General features: G+C 40.4%; 30 protein-coding genes and 1 pseudogene. 11 read left to right on the forward strand and 20 right to left on the reverse strand.

Annotated features, from left to right (window positions below; genetic code table 11):
- The first annotated feature begins 80 nt into the window (after positions 1 to 80).
- Positions 81 to 1,601, forward strand: coding sequence for an ATP-binding protein (locus tag KA717_34410; GenBank protein UXE60556.1), 1,521 nt, complete (start codon positions 81 to 83; stop codon positions 1,599 to 1,601).
- A complete protein-coding gene (locus KA717_34415) occupies positions 1,594 to 2,469 on the forward strand; it encodes a hypothetical protein (GenBank protein ID UXE60557.1) in 876 nt (291 codons plus the stop codon). Before KA717_34410 ends, KA717_34415 begins: the two co-directional genes overlap by 8 nt.
- Before the next feature lie 88 nt (positions 2,470 to 2,557).
- On the opposite strand, the gene KA717_34420 is transcribed toward KA717_34415, so the two are convergent.
- Positions 2,558 to 3,007, reverse strand: a complete 450-nt coding sequence (locus tag KA717_34420) for a DUF29 domain-containing protein (GenBank protein UXE60558.1) — start codon at positions 3,005 to 3,007, stop codon at positions 2,558 to 2,560.
- Positions 3,008 to 3,072: 65 nt separating this feature from the next.
- A complete protein-coding gene (locus tag KA717_34425; protein UXE60559.1) occupies positions 3,073 to 3,420 on the reverse strand; it encodes a hypothetical protein in 348 nt (115 codons plus the stop codon).
- Between the two features lie 221 nt (positions 3,421 to 3,641).
- Here KA717_34425 and KA717_34430 point away from each other — a divergent pair, with 221 nt between their 5' ends.
- The gene (locus KA717_34430; protein UXE60560.1) at positions 3,642 to 3,896 is read left to right on the forward strand and encodes a hypothetical protein; all 255 of its coding nucleotides are present in this window, start codon (positions 3,642 to 3,644) and stop codon (positions 3,894 to 3,896) included.
- 203 nt (positions 3,897 to 4,099) lie between these two features.
- Here the strand turns inward: KA717_34430 and KA717_34435 are convergent, their stop codons facing one another.
- The 5 genes from KA717_34435 to KA717_34455 form a co-directional block, all read right to left on the reverse strand.
- A complete protein-coding gene (locus KA717_34435; protein ID UXE60561.1) occupies positions 4,100 to 4,246 on the reverse strand; it encodes a hypothetical protein in 147 nt (48 codons plus the stop codon).
- Between the two features lie 42 nt (positions 4,247 to 4,288).
- A complete protein-coding gene (locus KA717_34440) occupies positions 4,289 to 4,486 on the reverse strand; it encodes a HEPN domain-containing protein (GenBank protein ID UXE60562.1) in 198 nt (65 codons plus the stop codon).
- The gene (locus tag KA717_34445) at positions 4,483 to 4,800 is read right to left on the reverse strand and encodes a nucleotidyltransferase domain-containing protein (protein UXE60563.1); all 318 of its coding nucleotides are present in this window, start codon (positions 4,798 to 4,800) and stop codon (positions 4,483 to 4,485) included. The genes KA717_34440 and KA717_34445 overlap by 4 nt, the downstream gene beginning before the upstream one ends.
- Before the next feature lie 251 nt (positions 4,801 to 5,051).
- On the reverse strand, positions 5,052 to 5,243 hold the full coding sequence (locus KA717_34450; protein UXE60564.1) for a type II toxin-antitoxin system Phd/YefM family antitoxin: 192 nt from the start codon (positions 5,241 to 5,243) through the stop codon (positions 5,052 to 5,054).
- A 224-nt stretch (positions 5,244 to 5,467) separates the two neighbouring features.
- On the reverse strand, positions 5,468 to 5,680 hold the full coding sequence (locus KA717_34455) for a hypothetical protein (GenBank protein UXE60565.1): 213 nt from the start codon (positions 5,678 to 5,680) through the stop codon (positions 5,468 to 5,470).
- Between the two features lie 212 nt (positions 5,681 to 5,892).
- Here KA717_34455 and KA717_34460 point away from each other — a divergent pair, with 212 nt between their 5' ends.
- Together KA717_34460 and KA717_34465 are read left to right on the forward strand one after the other, a co-directional pair.
- Positions 5,893 to 6,087 carry a transposase gene (locus tag KA717_34460; protein UXE60566.1) on the forward strand — a complete coding sequence of 65 codons (195 nt, stop codon included), beginning with the start codon at positions 5,893 to 5,895 and terminating at the stop codon, positions 6,085 to 6,087.
- Between the two features lie 17 nt (positions 6,088 to 6,104).
- Positions 6,105 to 7,280 (forward strand): IS4 family transposase, encoded by a 1,176-nt coding sequence (locus tag KA717_34465; GenBank protein UXE60567.1) that lies wholly within the window; start codon positions 6,105 to 6,107, stop codon positions 7,278 to 7,280.
- Positions 7,281 to 7,520: 240 nt separating this feature from the next.
- On the opposite strand, the gene KA717_34470 is transcribed toward KA717_34465, so the two are convergent.
- The 3 genes from KA717_34470 to KA717_34480 form a co-directional block, all read right to left on the reverse strand.
- The gene (locus KA717_34470; protein ID UXE60568.1) at positions 7,521 to 8,477 is read right to left on the reverse strand and encodes a tetratricopeptide repeat protein; all 957 of its coding nucleotides are present in this window, start codon (positions 8,475 to 8,477) and stop codon (positions 7,521 to 7,523) included.
- Between the two features lie 18 nt (positions 8,478 to 8,495).
- Positions 8,496 to 8,990 (reverse strand): hypothetical protein, encoded by a 495-nt coding sequence (locus KA717_34475; protein UXE60569.1) that lies wholly within the window; start codon positions 8,988 to 8,990, stop codon positions 8,496 to 8,498.
- Between the two features lie 417 nt (positions 8,991 to 9,407).
- Positions 9,408 to 9,833 (reverse strand): DUF6338 family protein, encoded by a 426-nt coding sequence (locus tag KA717_34480; protein ID UXE60570.1) that lies wholly within the window; start codon positions 9,831 to 9,833, stop codon positions 9,408 to 9,410.
- 63 nt (positions 9,834 to 9,896) lie between these two features.
- Between KA717_34480 and KA717_34485 the strand changes: the two genes are divergently transcribed.
- The gene (locus KA717_34485) at positions 9,897 to 11,324 is read left to right on the forward strand and encodes a transposase (GenBank protein UXE60571.1); all 1,428 of its coding nucleotides are present in this window, start codon (positions 9,897 to 9,899) and stop codon (positions 11,322 to 11,324) included.
- A 675-nt stretch (positions 11,325 to 11,999) separates the two neighbouring features.
- Here KA717_34485 and KA717_34490 read toward each other — a convergent pair.
- The 5 genes from KA717_34490 to KA717_34510 form a co-directional block, all read right to left on the reverse strand.
- Positions 12,000 to 12,239: a hypothetical protein gene (locus tag KA717_34490; protein UXE60572.1), complete on the reverse strand. Its 240-nt coding sequence runs from the start codon at positions 12,237 to 12,239 to the stop codon at positions 12,000 to 12,002.
- 113 nt (positions 12,240 to 12,352) lie between these two features.
- Positions 12,353 to 12,934 (reverse strand): DUF3782 domain-containing protein, encoded by a 582-nt coding sequence (locus KA717_34495; protein UXE60573.1) that lies wholly within the window; start codon positions 12,932 to 12,934, stop codon positions 12,353 to 12,355.
- 91 nt (positions 12,935 to 13,025) lie between these two features.
- The gene (locus KA717_34500; protein ID UXE60574.1) at positions 13,026 to 13,856 is read right to left on the reverse strand and encodes a metal ABC transporter permease; all 831 of its coding nucleotides are present in this window, start codon (positions 13,854 to 13,856) and stop codon (positions 13,026 to 13,028) included.
- Between the two features lie 14 nt (positions 13,857 to 13,870).
- Positions 13,871 to 14,638, reverse strand: coding sequence for a metal ABC transporter ATP-binding protein (locus KA717_34505; protein UXE60575.1), 768 nt, complete (start codon positions 14,636 to 14,638; stop codon positions 13,871 to 13,873).
- 53 nt (positions 14,639 to 14,691) lie between these two features.
- Positions 14,692 to 15,729, reverse strand: a complete 1,038-nt coding sequence (locus KA717_34510) for a zinc ABC transporter substrate-binding protein (protein ID UXE60576.1) — start codon at positions 15,727 to 15,729, stop codon at positions 14,692 to 14,694.
- A gap of 148 nt (positions 15,730 to 15,877) precedes the next feature.
- Here KA717_34510 and KA717_34515 point away from each other — a divergent pair, with 148 nt between their 5' ends.
- Together KA717_34515 and KA717_34520 are read left to right on the forward strand one after the other, a co-directional pair.
- On the forward strand, positions 15,878 to 17,401 hold the full coding sequence (locus KA717_34515) for a thiamine pyrophosphate-dependent enzyme (GenBank protein UXE60577.1): 1,524 nt from the start codon (positions 15,878 to 15,880) through the stop codon (positions 17,399 to 17,401).
- A gap of 358 nt (positions 17,402 to 17,759) precedes the next feature.
- Entirely contained in the window at positions 17,760 to 18,755 is a 996-nt protein-coding gene (locus tag KA717_34520) for a thiamine-phosphate kinase (protein UXE60578.1), read from the forward strand.
- A 776-nt stretch (positions 18,756 to 19,531) separates the two neighbouring features.
- Here the strand turns inward: KA717_34520 and acpP are convergent.
- A complete protein-coding gene (gene acpP / locus KA717_34525; protein ID UXE60579.1) occupies positions 19,532 to 19,774 on the reverse strand; it encodes an acyl carrier protein in 243 nt (80 codons plus the stop codon).
- A 189-nt stretch (positions 19,775 to 19,963) separates the two neighbouring features.
- Between acpP and KA717_34530 the strand changes: the two genes are divergently transcribed.
- Together KA717_34530 and KA717_34535 are read left to right on the forward strand one after the other, a co-directional pair.
- Complete coding sequence (locus KA717_34530; protein ID UXE60580.1) at positions 19,964 to 20,866, forward strand: phosphoribulokinase; 903 nt, start codon at positions 19,964 to 19,966, stop codon at positions 20,864 to 20,866.
- A gap of 88 nt (positions 20,867 to 20,954) precedes the next feature.
- Positions 20,955 to 21,140 carry a hypothetical protein gene (locus tag KA717_34535; protein UXE60581.1) on the forward strand — a complete coding sequence of 62 codons (186 nt, stop codon included), beginning with the start codon at positions 20,955 to 20,957 and terminating at the stop codon, positions 21,138 to 21,140.
- Here KA717_34535 and KA717_34540 read toward each other — a convergent pair.
- Both KA717_34540 and KA717_34545 read right to left on the reverse strand, forming a co-directional pair.
- Complete coding sequence (locus KA717_34540) at positions 21,100 to 21,672, reverse strand: heme-copper oxidase subunit III (GenBank protein UXE60582.1); 573 nt, start codon at positions 21,670 to 21,672, stop codon at positions 21,100 to 21,102. The genes KA717_34535 and KA717_34540 overlap by 41 nt on opposite strands.
- A 13-nt stretch (positions 21,673 to 21,685) precedes the next feature.
- Positions 21,686 to 23,308, reverse strand: a complete 1,623-nt coding sequence (locus KA717_34545) for a cbb3-type cytochrome c oxidase subunit I (protein ID UXE60583.1) — start codon at positions 23,306 to 23,308, stop codon at positions 21,686 to 21,688.
- A 98-nt stretch (positions 23,309 to 23,406) separates the two neighbouring features.
- Here KA717_34545 and KA717_34550 point away from each other — a divergent pair.
- Positions 23,407 to 24,689, forward strand: a pseudogene (locus KA717_34550) (ISKra4 family transposase).
- 56 nt (positions 24,690 to 24,745) lie between these two features.
- Here the strand turns inward: KA717_34550 and hisB are convergent.
- Both hisB and fba read right to left on the reverse strand, forming a co-directional pair.
- Positions 24,746 to 25,372 carry an imidazoleglycerol-phosphate dehydratase HisB gene (gene hisB, locus KA717_34555; protein UXE60584.1) on the reverse strand — a complete coding sequence of 209 codons (627 nt, stop codon included), beginning with the start codon at positions 25,370 to 25,372 and terminating at the stop codon, positions 24,746 to 24,748.
- A gap of 229 nt (positions 25,373 to 25,601) precedes the next feature.
- Positions 25,602 to 26,681, reverse strand: a complete 1,080-nt coding sequence (fba, locus tag KA717_34560) for a fructose-bisphosphate aldolase class II (protein ID UXE60585.1) — start codon at positions 26,679 to 26,681, stop codon at positions 25,602 to 25,604.
- Between the last annotated feature and the right edge of the window lie 91 nt (positions 26,682 to 26,772).

The raw sequence follows: 26,772 nt of genomic DNA on the forward strand, positions 1-26,772 counted from the left end.
ATCTAGATATCTAAATTAACCTAGTCCAATAATACTTTATAAAAAACTAAACAATATTAATTTGTATTTAGAGGATCGTTATGGAATTAGTTATCAAGAACTTGGGGCCAATTAAAGGCAATCAACAAAGCATTGATTTATCGAAGAAGTTTTTTATTTTCTTGGGTTATAACAATAGTGGAAAAACCTATGTTTCCCAGCTTTTATGGACTATTTTTAATCAAGATAAACATATTAAATTTATTAAATCTACTTTTGCTGATGGAGTTTTAGAAGAAGTTTGTGATGAAAATCATTCAGATGATTGGCAAATTGAACTTACTCAATCGCTACTTGATTCTATTCTTGAGAAATTTGGCTTGTTTCTACAGAAAGAAATTTTTACAGTTTATAACCAGGATCAACCTGATTCTGAACGAGATAAGTCTTCAATTTTTTTCAAAGCAACTGTCAATGATTTTATTGAAACCCAAGTTACTACTGTTGTAACTATTGACTTTCCAGGAAAATTAGAACTTGGCTATTCCCTTGAAACTCGTCGTTTACAAATTACAAAAAGTATAAATAGTTTGGTACTTAATGTTAAATGGCTTGAACCTTTTGATGAAGTACCTCAAGATTGCATTCGGTTACACTATAATAAAATTTCATCAGAAGCCACATCGAGAAAACTATCTTGTTTAATCCTAGCAATACTCCAGATTATACTAAATATGTCAGTAGGATTTAAGCATGGAAAACTTAGCTCTACTGTACAATTCTTTTTGCCTGCAAGTAGAGCATTTTTCTCTATGTTTTATACCTATATTTATGAAATTGAGAGAAACAAAGGAGAAGAAGATCGCCGTTTAATATCAGAACTTACATCTATTGAAGAAATTAGAAAAAAAATATTTAGACGTTCCTATACTCAGCCAGTTAGCCAAGCAATTGAAGCACTTTATGAGCTTAACCATAACCCTTTATCTTTGGGTATTTATAATGCTCGTCTAATCGAGTTAGCTGAAATTATGGGAGGTGATATTATCCTTGATCGGGTTGAAAATATTGGCCCTGTCCAGTTTTCTTTTCGATTTAAAGAAAATAAGCAAGAGATTGATTTGCCCATGTATCTTGCCTCTTCTTCGGCTAATCAATTAACATTACTTTATCTTTATTTCAAATATTGGGCTAGGGAAAAAGGTAATTTTCTGATAATTGACGAGCCTGAAGTTAACCTGCATCCCGAAAATCAAATTAAACTTTTAGACTTACTAATTAATTTTGTTAGTCAATCAGATAATAAAGTTTTAATTGCAACCCATAGCCCCTTACTTGCGGATGCGGTTAATAATTATCTTTACATAGATAACCTCAGACAATATTATGATAATGAGCAAATAAAAGAAATTATTGCTGATAATGAGCTTCAATACCTTTATCCAGATACTAAATTATCGAGGGAAGATTTAGGCGTTTATTTTTTTACAGGAGATGAAATTATTAGTTATGATCGTGGCCATTATGGTATCTATTTTAGAAATTTTAAGGATACAACAATTTCTTTAAAAAAATCTTCTGAAACTCTTACAGATTATATCTATGACAAAGAAAATGAATAAAGATAATTTAACTGAACATCAAAAACTTCTGAGAGAAGATAAGTCTTTGTCATCAATCCGTGATGATTTTCATCATTTTTTAGAAAAAAAAGGTCTTGTTACTAATGAAACAACGCGTCCTTTTATTGAGATTTTAGAACCTAAAAATAATTCCAAAAAAGAAAGTGATTCAACTTCGGATAATTCTTTTACAAAAAAGATAAATAGAAGGAACAAAAGAACAGCTAAAGAAAAAGACAGCACAGATTTTTCTTCAGATAAGATTGATTTGAAAAAGGTCACTATCAATAAAAATAAAACTCCCGAAAAGTACGGAATTCAAAATGTTTGGATGGTTAATTTGGAATTAATGAATAATTTTAACAAGAATTTTCCCTATTTTTTACTATCGGGAAAAACACCAGAAGTTGCATTATTAATACTTTGTAGAGAGCGAAATGGTGAAATTCACAAATTATATGTATGCTTGATTGAGATGAAATCTAATTTAAAGCAAGATAAACGTTGGAGTTGCTTAGGTGATGTCGAAAAAAAATTTGAAGATGGAATGAGCAAAATGTATTTTCTGTTAACTTTAAATAATCACTATAATCCTTTAAGAGGTTATGAAAATCAAAATATCACAGTTGTTTTTCGTGGTTTAGTTTTTTATAATAGAGATGATATTGTTCGCCCTGTTCAAATACAACCAGATGAAAACGAAAGAGGAGCTAAATTGTTGAAAATTTTAGATGAGCCGAAAGTTTCAATGAAATTAACTGTTACGACAGTGTTGGAAACAGAAGATAAAATTGAAATAAAGTTTTTTAAAAATACTAATGAAAATGCAGATGAAATGGAAGTTAGGATCCAAGATTTAATTACTTAGGTTGACATGATCGACAAATTGGAGTTGTTGGCTGAGTTGGGAAAGGCGATCATGGCTTATGGAAAGCATAAATCAGAAGTATCAAAGTTTATTGCCAGAATTTTTCGTTTAATAAAACCTCTATTGTTTCAGGAAAGGGCAAATGTTCAGGAAAGTTGATGTCGTAATCATCCTGAAGATTATCTACCGCATCTTGGTAACAATCATTAAGAATCGCTAAAAAATAATTTTTAAGACTGGGAGAATCGCGCAGATTCTTTTTAAGTTCTTTTTGAGTGCGTTTAAGGGTATTTTCCCAACCCCGATAACAATCTGTCATGGGAACATAACGGCGTTTGATGGCGTGTTCAAAGAGGGTTATTAAGCGACTTTCTAGTTCTCGTTTATCCTGTCTGCCCAAGGATTCTACCTCATTAATTAAATTTTCTAAGTCAAGTTCAGTAAAGTTTTTAGATTTTAATTGGTTAACAGTGGTTTCAATCCAGAGGGCAAAATCCTGGTCATAAAGCGGAATAGAAATATGTTTTGAATCCATCATTTTAATTTCATTGATGTTAACTTTCAATGTTAAATTGTCGCTGTCTCCATTCTACAAAAGTCAGATCAGACAAGGAAAGATGTAGTTGGTAAAATTTTCTGATTAACATTGCAGAGCGAGTGGAGAAAGGCGATCGCAATGCCACCGACAGAACGATGAGAAGCTCCCACTTTTGGGCCAGCTTCCTTGAGAATTTCGCGGGTTGTACCAAATAAACTGTATAGCGAGTTCAAATCCTCACAGAGCAGACCTTCTTCTTGCGCCAACGGCTCTACCGCAATGCGAGTCACCAATTCCACATACAACGACCAAGCCGCTCTCCGTTCAGTCCTATCGGCTTCCCATTCGGCTGAACTAATGCCAAAAGGAACACTAACAGATACTTTCTTTAATACAGCGCGATCTTTTGCCATAAACTCTATCCTCATCTCAGTTTCAATACTTATCAGTTTATACTAATTAGCTTTTTCTCACTCATCAACCACTGCGATCGCTTTTTATCATCGGTAAGGGGGGATCACTTTTGAGTTTTATGGAAATGCGTTACAATTTTGAATGATAACGTAGTTGATCTTTATTCACTATGCCAACCCCAACGATTATCGAAATTGATCTACGCGAAGTTCTAGCTGAGATGAACAAAAAGCTAGATCGTATTGATGACAATATTAGTGGATTGAAAGATGGTATAAATGGGCTAAAAATCGAGTTGGCTGATGTCAAAGGGGATATTAAAGCCTTAGACGGGAAAGTTTCTAGCTTAGATAAGCGTTTAGAAAAAGTAGAAGGGAGTCAAAATCGGCAAATTTGGGCTTTAATCGGTATTCTGTTTACGGCAATTTTAGGGGTCGTTATTCGTTTTGTATTGATGGGTTTACCAACAACTTAACCGCGATCGCTGTTTCAAGTTAAGAATTACAAATCAAGAATTGATTGCGTCTTTCAATTGAGCGAGGAGAACAAATTTTCCAAAGATCACTTTTCAAGATTTTTGATGTTGTCGAGAGCGTTACGATACCATATTGCCTTGCTGCGAGTAGAGTTGTTTTGGCGAATATTCATCAGACAATTTTCTTTATTTATTATTTTTGTTTACTGAATTTGATTATTCTCTAGCCACTTAGTAGCTTCACTAATAAACAATTTTGCATTTTCTAAAGTTTTGTCTGCTTGTTGTTGAGTGATGGGTATCGTTTCATCATAATCACTTAACTGTCTTAAATCAAAAGTTTCACTCAAGGTTCTTGATAGTTTTTGAGATAGTTCTCCTGTTTTAATAAATTACTGTCCAAATTGTTGAATCAATCCTCTGTGCGTTCGAGCATTGATGTTTTTAGCAGCTAGGAGAGCTTGTACCGTATGATATAATGAGTAATATGCACGAGAAATACAAGCACGATATAGAGTATTTTCTAACAAAATTTCAGCAGCATATAATTCTTCCTTAGCTAGACTTAGTAATGTTTGAATGCGGTTCATAAAGCTATACCTTCTCGGCGAATATTTTCTAATAAAGGAGTATCTTTACACAAAAAATCTTCTTCAGATATGGGCAAAACTGAGATGAGTTGATCGTATTTAAGGTTAATTTGATTTTTGACTTCTCCCATACGGAAAATTTCATCTCCAGGAGAAACAGGACTTTTTAAAATTACCATCATATCAATATCAGAGTCTTCGGTTGCATCGCCTCTTGCTTGAGAACCGTATAGAACTAAGTTTATTAATTTATCGCCATAGATTTGTTCTAGTGCTTGGCGAAATTCTGTGATAATTTTTTCGATTTTTTTCATAATTCATGCACTGCGCCGTAACCCATCAAATATAAATTTGTATATATACCAGCATTTTACCTCATTATGACGAGAGAGCCTACTTGTTAGGCAATAGTTGCTAATATTGATAGTCATCAATTGCATTCTATCAGTAAAATTCTTCTTCTTGGTGAATTTTAATAATGCCTGATCTTGCTATTTCAAGTTGAGAGATGGAAAGCGATCGCAGTTTTGGTTCAGGGTTAAGAAGGCGATCGCAACTTAAAAATTTAATAGTTATTCAAAAAGTCATCAAGAGAACGAAATTCAAGAGGCTGTTGACGAATTTTTTCTAAATATTCAAGGTCTTCTATGCCTTCAATTTGTTCTAACATTTGTTCATAAATGTCAATATCAAGAATGACAGCGACAGGTTTTCCGTCACGCATAATAATTTCTGGGTTTTTGGTTTGTGTTTTCATAATGTTTCTTTGGGTAAACTAGAATACTAAATAACTCATTTTTGGATGATAATCTTTCAACTAAAAAGTTGATCATATCTTATCAAGTTAATCTCATTATAAAAGCGGTGATCGCTGGTTCAGTTGATTTTACTTGTAAGAGAGCGACACCTTCAAACCATTTTCCCAAAACTTTAGCCCCATCATCTTGCAGTTTGTCATTAGCTGTTTCAGATTGATGTTGTCTATTTTAACAAAACCTCCCCTTTTGAAGTCAATTCCCAACGATCACGCGGCGATTCTTTTTCCACATAACGTTTGACTAAGCCTCGCTGGGAAAGATTTTTTAAGACTGTCATCATATCAGGTTCTCTAGGAACATCTCGGCGGGAAAGTGCGTTAGCTAATTCGTACCAACTCCATTTTCCTTTTCCTCTTTCAACTAATTGGAGAAGCACTAATTCAAGTTCTGACTTTTCCCGTTAAGTCCAAAATCCAGCAATGCAAACTTCTAGAGGCTTTATCTGGCAAGGGTTTGAGTAATGATTCTCTTGACAGGAAAAAAATATTCTGAAGCCATCATCCCGCTTATCGTTCAAATTTCAAAAACAAAGGATGAAGGGAGTATGAGACTGTAAAATGGAGAAAATCTTAAAGGGCAGGTCAAAAAATGTTGGAATGGTGGACAAAAAACTTTGCCAGTTGTGAATTGGGAGACGAGAGGCTAAACAATCGTGCCTTCTCGATTGGGAAAAAGTTAAGTGAGGGGTTTGGAAAAGCCTTATCAGAAGTGTTTAAGGGAGGAAACGAGTTAAAGAGGGCCTATGAATTTTTGGGAATCCGAAAACAGACTTTGTCAAGATAATAGAGCCGCACTGTGAAATGACAACTGCCGCCGTAGAAGAATATAAGATAATGCTATCAGTCGGAGATACGACCTTCTTAGATTATCGCAATATCAAGGAAAAAAGGGAAGGGTATGGGCCGACTGGAAAAGGAGGGAATGGATTAATACTGCATAGTGCTTTAGCAATTGAGCCAGAAAAAGGACAAGTATTAGGTTTATTATGGCAAAAACTGTGGAATAGGGAGGTAAAAGAAAAGCCCCCAACAGATGAAACGGCGAAGCAGAAAAAAGAAAGACAGAAAGAACAAAGAAAAGCAGCTCGTCAAAGACCATTTGAGGAAAAAGAATCCTACAAATGGGTAGAGGCTCTAAACACCTGTGAGAAACAGGTAGAAAGTTCAACGAGGGTAATTCATGTATTTGACAGAGAAGGAGATGTTTCAGAAGTCTTTGACTCAGTGCGTCAACTCAAGCATACAGGAGTGCTGGTCAGAGCGTCTCATAATCGTAGTTTAGACAAAAATAGTGAACGACTTTGGCAACATTTGGAATCAGAACCGATTCGTTTTCATCAAGAAATCGAGATTCCGAGTACAGGAAAAAGAAAAGCACGGAAGGTTAAGCTTGCCGTCCGATTTTGCTCAGTTAATCTACGAACTCCCTATCGTTTTGATAATCGTGACCCGTTGAATGTCTATGCTGTTTATGCGACAGAAATCGATTGTCCCGAAGGCGAAACTCCTTTATCTTGGATGCTTCTGACTACAGAAGTTGTTGAGACTATTGAGATGGCTGTCACTATTCTTCGTTGGTACACCTACCGATGGCGGGTTGAAGAATTTCATAAAGTCCTTAAGTCTGGTTGTCAGAGTGAGCGTTATCGACTTGCCTCTGATGGAATGAAAACTCTTTTGGGTTTTTTAAGTGTCATTGCTGTTGAACTTTTACACGTTACTTATCTTCATCGTACCCAGCCCGATGCTCTCGCGATTGAAATTCTTAATCCTCTTCAACTTCAGGTGTTAAAAGCAGCCGCCTCTCAAAAACTTCCCCCTATTTTGACTGTTGCTTGGGCTGTCGAGTCTGTTGCTTTTCTTGGTGGTTATCTTGAACATCGTCGTAAAACTCCTCTCGGTATCCAAGTCCTTTGGCGCGGTTGGTTGAAGTTGCATGACCTTTGCCAAGGCTGGCAGCTTGCAATCCGCACTTAACGGGAAAAGTCAGATTCAAGTTGGGTTAACTGTACGGTATTTTTCATGATTAATCCTCTGTCAGTAATTTTTACTTCTTGATAGGATAATTTAAGAATTTTACCTCCCGCTTTAGATGGTTCAAATAGTCTTCCACTAATAGCTCCTTTCTCTTGCATTATAGATTAATTTATCAGTCCTTTATTTTGATTTTTTAATTTCAGTAACAGCCATTGTTCATGGGAATAACCTTCCCCAAAATCATTTTTCAAGATTTTTGATGTTGTCGAGAGCCCGACGGTACCATGTCATATTGCCTTGCTGCGAGTAAAGTTGTGCCGCTTGATTGTAATCAGCGATCGCACCTTGCTTGTCTTCTAAGTCATCCTTGGCTAACCCACGATTGTAGTAGGCATTAGCATAGTCGGGTTTGATCTGAATGGCTTGATTGTAGTCAGCGATCGCACATTGGTAGTCTCCTAAGTCATCCTTGGCACTCCCGCGATTGAGGTAGGCATTAGCATAGTCGGGTTTGATTTGAATGGCTTGATTGTAGTCAGCGATCGCACCTTGCTTGTCTCCTAAGTTAGACTTGGCACTCCCGCGATTGAGGTAGGCTTCTGCATAGTCGGGTTTGATTTGAATGGCTTGATTGTAGTCAGCGATCGCACCTTGCTTGTCCCCTAAGTTAGACTTAGCACTCCCGCGATTGAGGTAGGCTTCTGCATAGTCGGGTTTGATTTGAATGGCTTGATTGTAGTCAGCGATCGCACCTTGATAGTCTCCTGATTGACCTTTGTTATAGCCAAGATTAAACCACTCTTTGGCGGTCAATCCACTGGTTTTATTGTTTAATTTAGATCGGATTTTATTAAAAAAACTGGCAGGCGGCAATTCCCCTCCAAGTACACCAGTCGTCTGAATATCTATAACTTGAAACCATATTTCACCATCTAACAAAAGCGGAAAAATAGGTTTTCTCAAATGTTGCGCAAAAGTCAGTTCGCGCTGTACCCAGTCAGACTCTTCGGAGCTAGGAGACATCACCAGCAGAAAAATCTGGCATTTTTTAATATTTTCTTTAATCTCTCTTGTCCATTGATCCCCGTAGTCAATTTTGTTATCTATCCACCAGGGCAATTCCTGTTCTCTAAGAGCTTCCACCAGCTTATTTACATAGTCTTGGTCTTTGCGACTATAGCTAATAAAAATAGACATTCTCAAAAAAATCCTAATCTAATTTTCGATTCCAGCAATATCGGCTAAAGCCAGGGAATACCTGTGCAAATTTCCCCTGAGAACTCCTAATTCTTTTCTTAATTCTAGGGCATCTGACCATTTTTGCTCATGTTCAGAAGGACTGACATCAACAGGGCGTTGGGACTCCCAAACCTGTAAACGAGGATGCCACTTGGCTAGAAAAGGACGCAAACCTCGATTCAAAACAGCTATGGCAATGCCACCCACAGAACGATGAGAAGTTCCCACCTCTGGGCCAGCTTCTTTGAGAATTTCGCGGGTTGTACCAAATAAACTATACAGCGAATTCAAATCCTCACGGAGCAGACCTTCCTCCCCCGCCAACGGTTCTACCGCAATGCGAGTCACCAATTCCACATACAACGACCAAGCCGCTCTCCGTTCAGTCAAATCCGCTTCCCATTCGGCTGAACCAATACCAAAAGGAAGACTAATAGATACTTTTTTTAATACAGCAGGATCTTTTGCCATAAACTCTATCCTCAATCTCAGTTTTGATTCTTATCAGTTTAGAGCAATCAGTCTATTTTTTCACTCATCAAACCCAGCGATCTCTTTTTATGATTGGGTAAGGGGCGATCGCTTTTTATCTTTTTATCATCGGGTAAGGAGCGATCGCTGTTTTAAGTTGAGGGATAGTAAGTGATCGCGTTTAGGTAATTCAAAAATAGTCAATCATTGGAAGTTTATGAAAAAATGGGCAATCGCCTTTAGATGACTTAAAAATAGGCGATCGCTTTTTTATGAATTAATTTTTAGTTTTTTGTTCAGAACTTGGTGTTTTTTTTACCGCAGATCCACCCGTTGGCGGTTTTCCAGGGGGTTTGTCGACCTTGGCGTGATAACCTCCAAAATCGAGCGAATCACTTTTTTTGGGTTCTTGCGACATTACAAATCCTCCGTAGAATCGTTCAAAAATTCAATATAACGAATTTCTTCGGCTTTGATCAAAATCCCAGACGTTTCGTTAACTCGTTCCCAAGGCTTATTTTCCAAAAGCTGATAAACACTTTCCAAATAAAGATCCCTTTCGGACGATTCCGATGAAGCAAATGAATTCTTCCCGAAACGACCTGCTACCTGACTTCCATCTTTAAGAGTTACTAAAACCCATAACGGTTCATTAATTCGACTAAATTTATAATCCCAGGCTGAAGGAAATCCCGATAAGATTTTAAAACCTAAGATTGCTAATCCTCTCTCTACTAGCTGTTGTTGATTTGCAAACCCGAATATTAATCCTAAAAGAACTGGACAGTGGGAAGTTCTCGAGCAGGGTAAGTGAGAAAAGAAAATCGGACATGCGATACCCAAGAGTGCCGTTATGTCCGAAACTGGCTGATATAGAAAATCGATAGCCAGTGCTATCTATCAATTATGCAACTATGTCAGCGACTAGAGCAAATCCTAGAGAATCTCCGTCCCGCCTTTAGCCGAGAAGCAACGTACCAATGGTTTATCCTATTAGCCTGGGGAGTAGTGCTCAACAGCCAACCGAGCGCAATAACAAGCTATGTCAATGCCTTAGGGTTAACAGAGAGCTACTACCATCAGGCACTACATTGGTTTGAATCCAAGGCATTTAACGTCAAAGGACTGACCTTGGGATGGTCGAAGTGGGTAAGTCAGCATGAAAATCTATATCGAATCAAGGAAAAACGAGTGTATGTGGGGGATGGAATCAAAGTGGGGAAAGAAGGGCGCAAGATGCCAGGGGTAAAACGACTACACCAAGAATCCGGAAATGTGGCGAAGCCAGAATGGATAAGGGGGCATTACTTCAATGCCTTGAGTGTTTTGGTGGGAGCAGGAAAAGCCTGCTTTGCCTTGCCCTTAGTGTTGCGGCTAGACGATGGCATCAAGTCCAAAGCAACGGCAAAGGAAGGGAAAAAAGGCAGCAAAAAAGAGAAGACTACTCTAGTCACGAAAATGGGGGAGCTTTGCACTACCTACGCAGAGGCGGGAAGCTATGTGATTTTGGATGCTTACTTCGCTTGTGGAGCAGTGCTCAAAAGTTTTCGCCAAAATGCCTTGCATCTCATCACCCGAGTGCGTTGCTCTACAGTGGCATATGCTCCCTTTTCTTCCGTTCCGACCTTGAGGGGGAAAGGACGACCACGGCTTTGGGGGAGTTCAATAAAACTAGAAAGCCTGTTTGCTCTTGTGGAGGATTTTCCCACCGCTAAAGTCTGGCTCTATGGTCAACAAGTCTCCGTTTCTTATCAGTGCTTTGAGTTCCACTGGGATAGTCCCCATCAGCTCGTTAAGTTTGTCCTCACCCAATTGCCCAACGGACAAAGACTGATTCTGCTTTCTACTGACCTCTGTTTGACTGGACCTGAGATTATTGCCGCTTACGGTCTCCGATTTAAGATTGAAGTCACTTTTCGTCAATTAATCCATCTTTTGGGCGGCTTTGCCTATCGTTTTTGGCTTAAGGCTCTTCCTACTTTACCGACCTGGCCTAGCAATCTTATCCTCCCTGACTATCCCCAAACTGTTCAGACTCAGATTTTAAACAAAGTAGAAGCCTTTGAGCGTTTTGTTAATCTTCATGTCATTGTTCTCGGCTTACTTCAAATTCTTTCCTTAGAGTTACCCCAGGGGATTTGGGCTAATTTCCCTCGCTGGTTTCGGACTCTACCCTCCCATGGCTATCCTAGTGAACGCATTGCTCAACTAGCCATCCAACATCAAGCCCCAATGATTTTTCCTCAAAGTCCACCTAGTCTGCTTTTGCCTAAATTCCTTGCCGCTAAACTTGACCCTTTTCCAAGTCCTGATAGACTTACTTTGGCCGCATAGTCATTACCTTCTCTGCCATCCATAAACTTCCCACTGTCCAGTAAAAGAAGAGGAGTAATAAAAATAATAACCAGAAAAATAATCGCTAAGTCAACAGTATTTTCTAAAACACTTTTATCCCAAGGTAAAAGATAAATAAATATCCAAGGCACATAATTTAAGCAACTAAAAGTCAGAAATCGTAACAAAATCAGAGGAACTTGCTCAGACTTTTTGTAGAAAAATCTAGATACTGTCAAATCGATCAAAAATCCGGGAACTAAAAAGCAAACTGTGTAAATGACAGCGTTAAAGGTGCTAAAGGTAAATCCAGTCAGAGATTGGGCAAGAAGGGGAAAGAACATTTTGTTTCATTCTATTTTGTTGATTTTTTCTACTGAAGGTCAGTTATTCAGCATTTTTATCAAAACAAATGCCGATAGATACTTTTTTAAATATAGCACGATCTTTTGCCAGAGACTCCACCCTCATCTCAGTTTCAATACCTACCAGTTTATACTAATTAGCTTTTTGTTACTCATCAAACCCCGCGATCGCTTTTTATGATTGGGTAAGGGGCGATCGCAATTTCCTGTGTGTTTTCTTCATAATTATTTATAAGCATCACCACGAGATTTGATTTTGGTGACAATATAGGTTTGATGTTCCTGATCTTCCTGATATAAAATCCGAAAATCACCTACTCTTAATCGCCACTTCAAATAGTTCTAATTCAATCTCTTCTAGTGATTTACCTTTATCGTTAACGTTGAGATAGTTTTGCCATTCAGATTCAGACTCAACTAAGTCTTGTGCAGAAAAATCCTCGATTTCAAATGCGGTATTGAATTTCTGTCTTAGCTTTTCAAAGAGAAGACTTTGTTCGCTGGGGTTAAGGTTATCAATTTGATTTAAGATGTCATTGTAGGTTGTCATCGTTTTATTTTATTTATTACAACGGCTGATTATAACATGATAAAGAATGAGTGCAATTATTGCAGGAAAGTCAAACCCTACAAAGCAGGATGATTGCTGAACGAGAGAACAAATCACCAAATTCTCGGTTTAACCTTTTTGCTATTGGCAATAATGACTGAATCCCCTGCGGGTTCAATTAAAAATAGTCCTTCCTGAGTGGCATAAACATCAGAGCGTTCGTCTATTTTAATTCCTGCTACGGCTCCATAGAGTTTGTAATCTTGATATTTGGGAAAAGCTATTTTAAAACGTTCTAAGGTCTGTAAAAATCGCTTGACATCGCGGACTTCTAAATGGGATTTAACTTCGATCGCCACCACTTCATTGGTATTTTCAACCAAAATATCTATTTCCAGGGAACCCTGGCTATCCTGAGCATCAACTCGCAAGGCGGTATGGTGAACATCAATACCCTGTTCTCGAAACAATTGGGCGGCGGCGGGTTTAACCAAATTCTCGACAAATTCTCCCCACCGACTGCTTAATCCAGCGACTTGTTTATTGGTTTGGGCAACAATCTGGCGGAGATCAGCGATTTCTTTTTCATAGGTACGTTGACGCTGCTCAAAGTCTTGCTGATATTCTTGGCGTTGCTGTTCACTGGCGCGGAACAGAGCATAAATGTCGTCTAAGGTAATCGCGTTTTCAGGCATGGGAAGTTGGGTATTAAAAAATATTGGGTTATTCTAATTATTCTAAATTAAGTTTTAAGGATCGCTTCCCTAATCCCAGTATTTTTCAGACTTAACGGGAAAAGTCAGGTAAGGCAACCGCGACTAAAAAAATAGCTAATTGTATGACGACAATGCTCGGCCCTGATGGTAAATTAAAACTTGCCGATAAGATCATCCCCAACACCGCACTTAAAGCACCGATCGCTGCCGAAAGAATCACATAGTTCGTAAAAGTTCGACTCAATAAACGGGCTGCACAGGCGGGAATAACTACAAAAGCACTGACCAACAAAACCCCGATCGCCTTAATCGAAATAGCCACCACAAGAGATAATAAAATAATAAAAATGGTGCGATGAGTTGAGACTGCCACACCACGAGCGATCGCACTAGGTTCGTGTAAAGTAATTAACATTTGGGTTCGCAAAGTTAACAATACAAAGACCGTACAAACGATTAATAATAAACCACTAAAAGCTAGATCGAGATCCTGTACCGCTAAAATATCACCAAATAGAAGATTATTTAAGCCCCCCTTATATTGCCCCACAAAACTTAAGGTAATAACCGCGATCGCCAAAGAAGCCGAATAAATAATATTTAACAGTGCATCTGTCCAAAGTTTAGTTCGCTCCAAAAGATAAGTGACACCCAGGGCAAATAACACCGCAAACGGTAAGACAATAAAAGAGGGATTGATCCCTAATAAAAAGCCAAGGCTAATTCCCAACAGGGCAGAATGGCCTAACGCATCACTGAAAAAAGATAATTGACGTAAAACCGTGAAACTTCCTAACATTCCTCCCATTAAACCTGTTGCTATTCCTCCTAATAACGCTCGTTGCATAAAGGGAAATTGAAACAATTCGATCACACGGGTTACTTCAGCCAATCCAGACACCTTGCTATTTTTCCTTACGAATGGGAATGACCATACCGGACAAATTCGGAACCATAGGCCACCTGAAGATTATCGTCGGAAAGGGCGATCGCCGGTGTACCTTGACAGAGAATAGTGCGGTTTAAGCAAATCACCCGATCGCATTGTCGTCGCACCCGTTCCAAATCGTGAGAAATCTGCACAATAGCCAATTCCTCTTCCCGTTTCAGTTGTTCTAACAGGTGATAAAACTCCGATTCACTACGCAGATCCAGACCGGCCGGAGCCTCATCCAAAATTAAAAGACGACGGGGACGTACTAAACAATAGGCCAACAAAACCCGCTTACTTTCTCCCCCCGATAATCCACTCAATAATTGACCTCGCAAATGGGTCGCATTTACCTGAATTAATGCTTTTTGTACCGCTTGACGACGGGCTCGATAACCAGACCAGGGTAATTGCAAGCCCAATCGATCCCAGCCTAAACTAACTAACTCCTCTACTGTCATGGGAATACGACGATCAAAGAGAAAATTTTGGGGTAAATAGGCGATCGCTTCTCGTACCGCAGTGGGTAAAAAACCACGACGACTGAGAGCGTGACCTAGCACAGAAATCTCTCCCGCTTGTCTGGGGATAATCCCCAAAATTGCCTGAATTAGCGTACTTTTACCGGCTCCATTTGGGCCCACAATGGCCGTATCTGTTCCTGATTGTAGAGAAAAAGAGATATCTTGAACGGCTGCATAGGTTTCTCGATAAACGGTTAAATTTTCAACAGCTAAGACAATGTCAGACAAGGTCTATCTCCTCAGATCAACGCTCTTAGAAATTATCAAAATTGACATCAAAATTAACGGGGTTGACCAGTAAAGGCTGACTTTAAATGGTTGAGATTTTGACGCATCTTGGTTAGGTAATAATCTGATTCTAAACCCTTTGCATCACTCTTCTCTAACGGGTCAAAAGTACTGATCTGTACCTTTAAATCCTTAGCCAAGGCTGAGAAAGGACTACCGGCCGTTTCTGGCTCTGTTAATAGGGTTTTAAGATTAGACTTTTCCACTGCCTTAATGACCCGTTTCACATCCTCTGGAGCCGCATTTTCTTCTGGAATCCCCACCAAATAATCTGTTTTGAGGTTATAGCTTTGGGCAAAGTAAGGAGCAAAATCATGGTAGGTGACAAAAGTTTTGCCGACAAAGGGTTTGAGTTTTTGACTAATTTCTGTATCCAATTGTTTTAATTTAAGACGATAGGCTACGGCATTGGCTGTATAGGTTTCTTTCCCGGCCGGATCGGCCGCAATTAATCCATCCCGAATATTGTCAACCTGCTGCATTGCCCGTTTGGGATCGAGGTAAATATGGGGATTAAATTCACCGTGATCATGCTCTTTTTCCGTTTCTAAATTCTGATGTTTTGGCTCAGTAATTTGGGTAATGGTTTTAATCCCTTGACTGGAATCAACCACTTTTAAATGAGGATTACCAGCATTGGCAACTAAATCATCTAAAAATTCTTCCATTCCCAAACCATTTTCCACTAATACTTGCGCTTTGGCTAACTTTTGAATATCCTCTGGCTTGGCCTGATAGTCGTGGGGGCCCACATTGGGCGGCAATAATTGGCTAACTTCAGCGCGATCGCCGGCCACTGCTTTCGTAAAATTAGTAATGGGAATAAAGGTCGTTACTACCTGCAATTTTGGGGAATTTAGACTGCTTGACTGGGGAGAGGGTGAGACGGCTGTTGGACTGGAAGGAGTATTATCTATACAACCGCCTAAACCGATGGCGATCGCCGCTAGTAGCAAAAGCGATCTGGATTGAAAAGCTAAAGCCGATCGGGGAAATGTTTGTTTGAGAGCGACGACGTTAAACCATTGCATAGGAAGGCATCGAATCACGTTGTAACGGTTGAGCTAGGGCTTCGTACCCGCATTATAACATAGAATGATAATCATTCTCATTTGCACCTCAGTCCTAGAGAAATCAAGTTACATTAAAGAAAATTGCGTCTTCTCCTTTTTTAATCCCATGCTGACCGTTGCTGAATATCTCTGCGATCGCTTAAAGGCCTTAAATGTGGATCATATTTTTGGTGTTCCTGGTGACTATGTTTTAGGGTTAATGGATGTTTTAGTGGCGAGTCCCATTGATCTAATTTGCACCTGTAACGAACTCAATGCCGGTTATGCGGCCGATGCCTATGCTCGATTGCGAGGAATTGGGGCGGTCTGTGTCACCTATGGCGTGGGAGGTTTAAGTCTGGTGAATGCAGTGGTGGGAGCCTACGCTGAACGGATTCCCCTGGTCGTTATCAGTGGTGCCCCTAGTCAGTCAGGTCGTCGTAATCATTTGCTGCTTCACCATACTACTGGTGATTTTAATTTGCAGTACTCGATTATGGAAAAGGCCACAGTAGCGGCAGTTATTTTAACGGATGCGAGTCAGGCGGCTAGTCAAATTGACCAAACCCTAGCCGCTTGTTTGCACCATAAACGCCCTGTTTATATTGAAATTCCGATGGATCTGGTTAATCAACCCTGTTTGGCTCCTGTCAGTACTATCTCTTTGGAATCAAAATTAACAGATTTTAATGCCTTAGCAGAAGCCGTTCAAGAAGCGGTGGATTTATTGACCCGTGCGGAACGACCCGTCATTTTAGCAGGGGTAGAATTTAACCGTTTTGATTTAGAAGATAAACTCATTAAACTCTTAGAAATAACGGGTTATCCGATCGCCACTACGCTACTGGGTAAATCCTGTATTTCGGAAATGCACCCCCAATTTATTGGCAATTATGTGGGAGCTTTAAGTCGAGATTATGTCCGCGATCGCATTGAAAATGCTGATTGTATTCTCTGTTTAGGGGCAATTATGTCCGATATGAATTTAGGGGTTTATACTGCCAGATTAGATGATAATCGCCTGATTAATGCCAATTCAGAAAAAGTTAAAATTAAACATCATTTTTATCAACCGATTTATCTCGGCGATTTTCTAGAGGGATTACTCGCCAAACTTCCCTCTATCCCCAGTTTAGAATTTCAGATCCAACCGGCTTCTCTCCTCTTAGCAGAAACCCTAACGCCTACTCCAGGGTGTAAACTGAGCAATGATTATTTTTATAAACGTCTCAATCATTTTATTGATGATAATTTTATTGTCATTTCTGACACGGGTGATGCGATCATTGCCACAATGGATTTAGTCATTCATAAGGATGCAGACTTTATTGGTCAAGCTTTTTACCTTTCCATTGGTTACTCTATTCCAGCCTGTTTAGGCGCAGCAATGGCTCTACCGAAAAATCGGCCACTGGTCATTGTCGGGGATGGTGCGTTTCAGATGACTGCCCAGGAATTATCAACCATTATTCGGAATCAGTTAAATCCTATTATTTTGCTGGTTAATAATGATGGTTATACCATTGAACGGGTGATTAAAGATAATGTCTATAATGATCTACAACCTTGGAAATATCATCAACTGCCCCAAATTTTTGGTGAATGTTGGAGTGCGGAAGTTTTTACCGAAGACGAATTGAAATTGCCTTGATTCAAGCGAAAAGTAATCTTCACTGTGTTTCTTTTATTGAAATTCATTTAGATCGTTTAGATTGTTCGCGTGGCTTGGCTGCTTTAGGAAAAGCCTTAAATAATCAAAACGCCTAGTTGAACTCTATCTAATTTGATCCCCCTAAATCCCCCTTAAAAAGCTACTGTGTACAAACATCTTAAAAAAGCACGCTTTGAGTTTTGATCCCCCTAAATCCCCCTTAAAAAGGGGGACTTGCTCCTGAATTAATATTCCTAAAAAAGGGGGACTTGCTCCTGAATTAATATTCCTAAAAAAGGAAGACTTGGCCCAAAAATATTTATAAATTTACATAAATTTAAGGAGAAAAGTGATCGCAATGACACTAACCGTTCAAGATCTAGGGGAACAGGGACTTTTAGCACGTTTACAGGCCTATTGTCCTCCCGACATCATTGGTGATGATGCAGCCATTATTTCCCTAGTGGTGGGTCAATCCTTGGTTGTTACCACTGATGTTTTAATCCAAGATGTCCATTTTAGCGATCGCACGACTCGGCCGGAAGATGTGGGTTGGCGATCGGCGGCGGCCAATTTATCGGATTTAGCAGCGATGGGAGCAACGCCGGTAGGGATCACGGTGGGGTTAGGCTTACCGAAAGATACCTCTGTACCTTGGCTAGAAGCCTTTTATCAAGGTTTACGGGACTGTTTAGATCCCTGGCAAACGCCTATTTTAGGGGGGGATATGGTGCGATCGCCCTTTATTTCTATTTCGATCACGGCTTTGGGTCATGTGTCACCGCAACGGGTCATTCGTCGTTCTACGGCTCAAGTGGGGGATTGTATTGTGGCGACGGGTTTGCATGGAGCCTCTAGGGCTGGTTTGGAACTGTTATTGCATCCTGAACGAGGAGAAAGGTTATCAGACAGCGATCGCGCCTATTTTATCCGAGCACACCAACGCCCCCAACCCCGATTAGACATTTTACCCTATCTTTTTAATGCTCCTGAACCCTTGAGAATAGCAGGTATGGATAGTAGCGATGGATTAGCCGATGCGATTTTACAAATTTGTCGCGCCAGTCAAGTGGGGGCTAATTTAGAGCAAGAAAATTTACCGATTTCTGAGCTTTTATTGGCTTGGGTCGGAGAAGAAAAAGCTTTAGACTGGACGTTGTATGGTGGAGAAGATTTTGAATTAGTTTTATGTTTATCGCCGATATTAGCTCCGTCTTTGGTGCAATATTTAGGGGAAAAAGCCAAGATTATCGGTCGAGTGACAGATAGCAAGCAAGTTATTCTTAGCAACTCTTTGGGTCAAGAAAAGTTATTATCCTTAGAAAAAGGTTTTCAGCATTTTGCGAGTGATTAATTGTCTAATTTATCTGCGTTGAAAATTTAGGTTTGTGCAATGGTTAAATTTTCGTGAGAAATCAGGTTGTTTTGTCGGAACAAATTGCGATCGCTTCTTCATTTCCCCAAATCAATGCCTTTAGAACCGCCCTCATTACGACAAGCATCTAATAACAAGACAACATTATCCGCCCCACAACGGCGCAATCTCTATCGCTCGCTGACATATACTTTAAACGGTCATAGTTTGAATTTATCGAACCCTTAAAGTTCAGGGTTAAGTCCCCCTTTTTAAGGGGGACTTAGGGGGATCAGACCGCTTTAATGAAAATCGTAAATTGTAGCCGTTTGAAGTATAACTCAGAGGAATCGCAGTTTCCTCAATTCCTTCTGGATGAGGATTACCATCGCAAGGCAACAAATAATCCTTTTCCCCATAACGCATTTCGTGACCACTAAAGAAAAACTAAAGTTATCTCCACTACTCAAAAAAGCTTTGTCAAAACGTACCCGTAAAAATCGCCCCAAGGAACCAAAAGATGGTTGAGAATTAAAGGGTTTACCCACATCGGTAAGGGAGCATCTCACTTATGCGATTGCTTCTTCTGGCTTTACGGTAGAAGAGGTATAATAAGATATAGTATATGAGGATGACATCAATGTTATTTTTTCTGGAAAATCTCCTGAATTCTACCTGTAAATAATTCGTTGATAGCTTATCCTGTGAAAAGGGATGATAAGACTTCTGTGATAACATCAGGCATAATCAACGAAAAATTTACAGCAAGAAAAAAATTAATTAGGGGTATGAGCCTCGATATAGGAAACTGCATCCTGGACAGATCTAATTTTTTCTGTGTCTTCATCAGGAATATCGATCTCGAAAGCTTCCTCAACCGCTAATACAAGTTCGGCTAAGCCAATGGAATCTGCGCCGAGATCATCAATAAAGGTTGCCTCTGGTTTGATGTCTTTTTCCTCAACATCCAGCTGCTCCTTGATTATTCGCTTTACCTCTGCGGTAATATAGCGTTTCATAAAAAATCAATAATGATTGCTGAAACCTTTACCTAGCCTATCGTTCAAAAATAAGATGCGTTTGCCCTGGGTTTTGGGAAAATTGTGAAAAGAGAGGCTCGAAAAATATTATAATTTTTGGGCGATCGCCTGGCTTAGAACTCAGCACTTGCGTATCTATTTTATTCAACAACTTTTAGGATTAACTCCATGTCCCAAAAACATCCCATCATTGCCGTGACTGGTTCTTCTGGTGCTGGTACAAGTACCGTTAAACGCTCTTTTGAGCACATCTTTGGGCGGGAGGGGGTAAAATCCGTCGTCGTAGAAGGAGACAGCTACCACAAATATAATCGCATCGAGATGCGCGAAGCCATGAGTAAGGCAACGGCCGAGGGCAGAAATATGAGTCATTTCGGGCCAGAAGCCAATGTTTTAGATAAGCTTGAAGCCCTATTTTATGAATATGGTGAATATGGTACGGGTAAAAAGCGTTTTTATTTGCACAATCCAGAAGAAGCCGAATATCATAATGCCCGTCTTAGCACAACTTGTCAGTCAGGAGAATTCACACCTTGGGAAGACATTGAAAACCCAACCGATATGCTTTTCTATGAAGGATTGCATGGCGGTATTGTCACCGAGGAGGTCAATGTTGCTCAGTATGTTGATTTGTTGGTAGGAGTTGTTCCCATCGTCAATTTAGAGTGGATTCAAAAAATTTATCGGGATAATGCAGAACGAGGTTACAGTGCAGAAGCCATTGTTGATACCATTTTGCGTCGGATGCCAGACTACGTTAACCACATTGCCCCGCAATTTTCTCGCACCCATATCAACTTCCAGCGAGTCCCCACTGTTGATACCTCTAACCCCTTTATTTGTCGAGATATCCCGCTACTAGATGAAAGCTTTGTCATTATTCATACCAATCGTTGCTTCCGCGAAAAGTATGAAATTAATTTCCCCTATCTGTTGAGTATGATTCATGGTTCCTTCATGTCTCGTCATACCACCCTCGTTGTTCCTGGCGGCAAAATGGGGTTTGCAATGGAATTAATTTTATCGCCTCTGATTGATGTGATGATCAGTAATTCTAGAAAGCTAAAATAATCCCATTAATTAGCGATAAAGAAAACCGTTGGGACTAGATGGTAAAGGAAGTCATTTGATGTCATCTCTCAATTACAGCATTAGAACAATGACCCGTGATGAAGTCAATTTGGCGATCGCCTGGGCTGCGTCAGAAGGGTGGAATCCTGGTTTGTATGATGCTGAAAGCTTCTATGCCACTGACCCAAACGGTTTTCTCCTCGGCGAAATTAACCATGAACTGATTGCCGTTATTAGCCTTGCGGCCAGAGATATAATAGGACAAATAAAATAATCCAAATTACATCAACAAAATGCCAGAATAACGACACGGCCCCCACGCCTCCATGACCTCCCACATAATTATCTGGAATCAGCGATCGCCGATACATGAACAACAATAAAATAACGCCCGTTAAAACGTGCAAACCATGAAAGCCAGTCAAGAGATAAAAAGTCGCTCCTGCTGCTCCATCACTTATTCCGAAGGGCATATTTTGCCATTCCATTGCTTGAAAAATGAGAAAAATGATTCCCATCAAAGCCGTTAATAACCATAGTCGTCGAAATCGAATTAAGCGATGCCGTTTTAGGGCTTTTTCAGCCCAGTAAATCACACCACTACTGGTAACTAAAATCACCGTATTCAGCGCGGCTCTAGGAATATCTAAACCAGAAACCCCAGGCGGAAACCAGAGCGGATTTTTCAGACGTAAAATAGTATAGGTAACAAAAAAGCTGACAAAAATAATGCTTTCGGACAAGAGAAAAAGGGGAAAACCAAAAGATAAATTATCCTTTTCAATGGGTTCAAGGGAATTTGTCATAATTAATCCAAGGTTAAAAATTCTCCCCATAGCCGTAGGGATCGGTTGTGATGATGGGAACAACTTCAAAATTTTCTACAGGTGGCGGTGAGGTCGTTTGCCATTCCAACCCCGTCGCTTGCCAGGGATTTTCACCAATTTTTTTACCTAAAAAGAGGGACGTAATAATGTTGGCAATAAAAGGTAAAGTGGACATTCCTAATAAAAAGGCTCCCAAACTGGCAATCACATTCCAACTCGTGAATTGAGGATCATAGGAAGAGACACGCCGTAACATTCCTTGTAAACCAATCGGGTGCATGGGAAAAAAGTTTAAGTTTGCACCAATAAAGGTTAAATAAAAGTGAATTTTACCCCAGTTTTCGTTATACATTCGCCCCGTCATTTTAGGAAACCAGAAGTAAATGCCGGCATAAATGGCCATGGTAATCGTGCCAAACACAACATAATGGAAATGACCGACCACAAAATAAGTATTATTAACGTGTAGATCAAACGGTGCTGAGGCTAACATTACGCCGGTAATTCCAGCAAATAGGAACATCACGATCGCTCCTAAGACAAAAAGCATGGGAGTTTGTAACCGTAGTTTCCCGCGCCAAACCGTTGCTGTCCAGGCAAGAACCTTGATGCCAGTGGGAACGGCAATTAACATGGTTGAGGCCATAAAAAACATTCGCATCCAACTGGGAACCGCACTGGTAAACATATGATGTACCCAAACAAAGGTTCCCTGACCAGCGATTAAAATCGAAGAAATAGAAACCGTTTTATAGCCAAAAAGTGGTTTTCTGGCAAAGGCGGGCACAATTTCTGAAATCACCCCAAAGGCCGGTAAGGCCATGACATAGACAGCCGGATGGGAATAAAACCAAAATAAATGTTGATAAATAATCGGATCGCCCTGTTTAAACGGCGAGAAAAAATCCGTTCCAAAGGAAAGATCAAAGAGCAACATAATTGCGGCTCCTGTTAAGGCCGGTAAGCAAAAAAGTTGCAGTAATTGAGCACTGAGAACTGTCCAGACATACACCGGCATCCGCAACCAAACCATCCCTGGCGATCGCATTTGGAAAATTGTCGTGACAAAGTTCACGCCCCCCATAATCGAAGACACCCCAGAAATCGCAACGGCCAATAACCAAACAAATTCCCCGTTAATGAAGTGACCAGAGGGATTTTGAATACTAACCGGCGGATAAGACCACCAACCGGCCTGAGCAGTACCACTGGGTAAAAAGAAACTCAGTAATAATAGGGTTCCAGCCACAGGCATCAACCAAAAAGCGATCGCATTTAAAAGGGGGAAAGCCATATCCTTCGCACCGATCATCAAAGGAACTAAATAATTAGCAAGCCCCACGTTGGCCGGAAAAATCCACAGAAAAATCATGATCGTGCCGTGCATGGTGAACAATCCGTTATAGAGACTGCGATCCACCACATCTAATTGCGGGGTCAATAGTTCAGCCCGCACAATCATGGCCAGTAGTCCCCCCACCAAAAAGAAGATAAAAGCCATAACAAGATACTGAATGCCAATCACCTTATGGTCAGTACTAAAACTAAAATAGCTTTGACCGCCAGGGGAAGATAACGGCTCATCGTTCAGACCAGCAATGGAGTTAGGGGTCATGCAGGATTTTCCTTAATTCTGGGCGGGTGTGACCTTTAGTTGATGAAGGAAAAGAAAAGTGTTAACATGAGATGAAAAGTGACAAAGAGGAAACAATGATGACAGCAAAACTAATTAATGTAGAGGGTTCAAAGATAAAAATAGAACTAACATTAGAACTAAGTCGTTCAATGTTGGATACAGAAATAAATATTCAAAAAGGCTTAAACGAAGTAGGTTGCATCGCCAGCAAAGAAGCCTTGAAATATTTAGATACAGATGGTTCACCCTTAAAAATCGGTGAAGAAATCTGGAAGAGTAAGGGAGAGCAACCGAAAGAATATCAAACACCTTATGGTGAGGTTATAGTGAATCGTCATGTATATCAGCGTTCACCTTTGAGGAAAAACGTATTGCCCCTTAGAAAGAGAAGCAAGGATAATCATAACATCAACGCCATTATTGGCAAAACAGGTATCCTCAAAAATGTCAGGGATGGCAGGCAAAGAGGTGAAAAATGATTTATTAGAAAATCATGGTAGAAAAGTAGCGCTATCCTATATCCAAAGATTGAGTGAAGCAGTAGGAAGTGTGGTACAGGCAAAAGAAGAAGCGTGGAGTTATGCCCCGCCCAAGGAGGATAGCCAAATTGCAACAGTGGGAATAGGATTAGATGGAACCTGTATGCTGATGTGTGAGGATGGCTACCGTGAAGCAATGGTGGGAACCGTTTCCCTATACGATAGTGAAGGCGAACGTCAACATACAATCTATCTAGGTGCGGCACCAGAGTATGGAAAAAAGAGTTTTCTAGAAAGATTGGAAAGAGAAATTGAGCGAGCGAAAAACCGTTATCCAGAGGCAACATTGGTCGGGATAGCAGACGGGGCAGAATCAAATTGGAAGTTTTTAGAAAAGCAAACGGAAGAACAGATATTAGATTTCTATCATGCCTCTGGTTACTTAGGTGCCTTGGCAGAAGCGTTGCATCCGAATACCGTGTCAAAACAAAAAGAATGGTTGACTGAAAAATTGTCGAGAACTCAAGCATGAAAAAGGAAAAGCAGGAGAACTGCTAAATCTGATGAAAGAAGTCAAAGAAGAAAAAAGTCATTCTAAGAATCTTACCGAGAAACTACAAGCGGCGATTACTTATTACGAGAATCATCAGCATCAAATGGATTATGCTGAATACTTAGAGAAAAAGTATCCGATTGGTTCAGGTGTTACGGAAGCAGCTTGTAAGACGTTGGTCAAACAACGATTATGTTGTTCAGGGATGCGATGGAAGGAAAAAGGAGCAGGAATTATTTTGAGCCTACGAGCTTTGGTATTGACCAAGGAACGATGGAGTCAATTTTGGGCAAAACTTGATCAATATGGGTTCCCTGTAGAACCCTGATTACAACAGCTTTTATCAACTAAAGGTCGCACCCTTCTGGGCAAAGGTTAGAGTTATTATAGAACGCCTTTGGAGCTAGGAATTTGATCGGCTCGACGGGGATCGATTTCCCAGGCCATACGGCTGGCCCTGGCAAAAGCTTTAAAGGTGGCTTCAATAATATGGTGGGAGTTCAAACCGTCCAATTGGCTAATATGCAAGGTCATCTGACTATGGTTAACCAGGGCCACAAAAAATTCCCGCACTAGCTGGGTATCGTAGGTTCCTACCCGTTCGGTGGGAATGGTTAGTCCATAACTGAGATGGGGTCGTCCTGAAAAGTCTAAGGCCACCTGAATCAAGGCCTCGTCCAAGGGAGCCATAAAATGCCCAAAACGGACAATACCTTTGCGATCGCCGAGAGCCTGAGCGAGAGCTTGTCCCAGGGTAATGCCCACATCCTCATTGGTGTGATGATCATCAATATCAATATCTCCTGTTGCTTTGACCGTTAGATCGATCAAGCCATGAGAGGCAATTTGATGTAACATATGATCTAAAAAAGGGATGCCGGTGGCGGTTGAACATTGTCCTTGGCCATCTAAATTCACACTCACCAGCACATCCGTCTCTTTAGTAGTACGGCTGACGGTGGCAATACGGTGGGGATAGGTTAAGGGTGAGGTGATTAGAGTGGCAGTCATAAAAGTTGGCAAAAATTGGGTTTCTATTTTCTTTTAGCTTACCTGACGGGAAGCTCCACATTCTAATCCTGAGGAGCAATGCGATCGCCTGATGCTGCCTAAATTGCATTAGAACGCTTACCAATCTTTTTTCATGCCACTCAAAAAAAATCCCCCCAGAAACTTCTAGGGGAAAAAAATGATCATTCACAATCAATTAATGACTGATTTTTAAAATTCGCTTATTCGCTTAAACGCTAACAGTTTGCTTGGCAGTGGCGTTCAACTCACCTTTGGCATACTTAGCTGCATAATCATCTAAAGTCATTTGTTTGATCTTGCTGGCATTACCGGCTGTCCAGAATTGTTGATACCGTTCTGCACAAACCTGTTTCATATATTTGATTGAAGGTTTGAGGAAATGACGGGGATCAAAATTAGCCGGATCTTTTGCCGCCGCTTCACGGAATGCCGCCGTAATGGCTAAACGGTTGTCGGTGTCGATATTGACCTTACGCACACCGCTCTTAATCCCTTTTTGAATTTCTTCAACCGGTACACCATAGGTTTCAGGAATTTGACCACCGTATTGGTTGATCATATCGATCCATTCCTGGGGAACGGAAGAAGAACCATGCATTACTAGGTGAGTGTTGGGCAGTAATTTGTGAATTTCTTCAATGCGGCTGATGGCTAAGACATCGCCTGTGGGTTTTTTGGTAAATTTGTAAGCACCGTGACTAGTCCCGATCGCCACAGCCAGGGCATCTACCTGAGTACGAGTAACGAATTCTACCGCTTCTTCCGGATCAGTTAAGAGTTGATCATGGGAAAGAGTTCCTTCAAAACCATGACCATCTTCTGCTTCACCAGCCCCCGTTTCCAAGGAACCTAAACAGCCTAATTCTCCTTCCACACTCGCGCCCACAGAGTGGGCCACTTTTACCACTTCTGCGGTCACGCTGACATTATAGTCAAAGCTGGCGGGAGTTTTCGCATCGGCTTCCAGGGAACCGTCCATCATGACACTGGTAAAACCGTTACGAATGGCAGAGTAGCAAGTCGCAGGGCTATTACCATGATCCTGGTGCATGGCGATCGGTAAATGGGGATAGGTTTCAGCCGCAGCAATAATCAGGTGACGGAGGAAATTTTCACCGGCGTAGCTACGCGCACCACGAGAGGCTTGTAAAATCACAGGACTGTCGGTTTCATTCGCAGCCTGCATAATAGAGATAATTTGTTCTAGATTATTAACGTTAAATGCAGGAATACCATAATCGTTTTCGGCCGCGTGGTCTAACAACAGCCGCATAGGTACAAGTGCCATACAATTTCCTCCCAGTTTAGTGCGTAAATTTAAGGTAGCTAGTTAAAACATTAACTTTGTCTGATGGGTTCAATCTTAAGATAGTTTTAAC

Origin of the sequence: Woronichinia naegeliana WA131, assembly GCA_025370055.1 — a bacterium.
GTDB lineage: Bacteria > Cyanobacteriota > Cyanobacteriia > Cyanobacteriales > Microcystaceae > Woronichinia > Woronichinia naegeliana.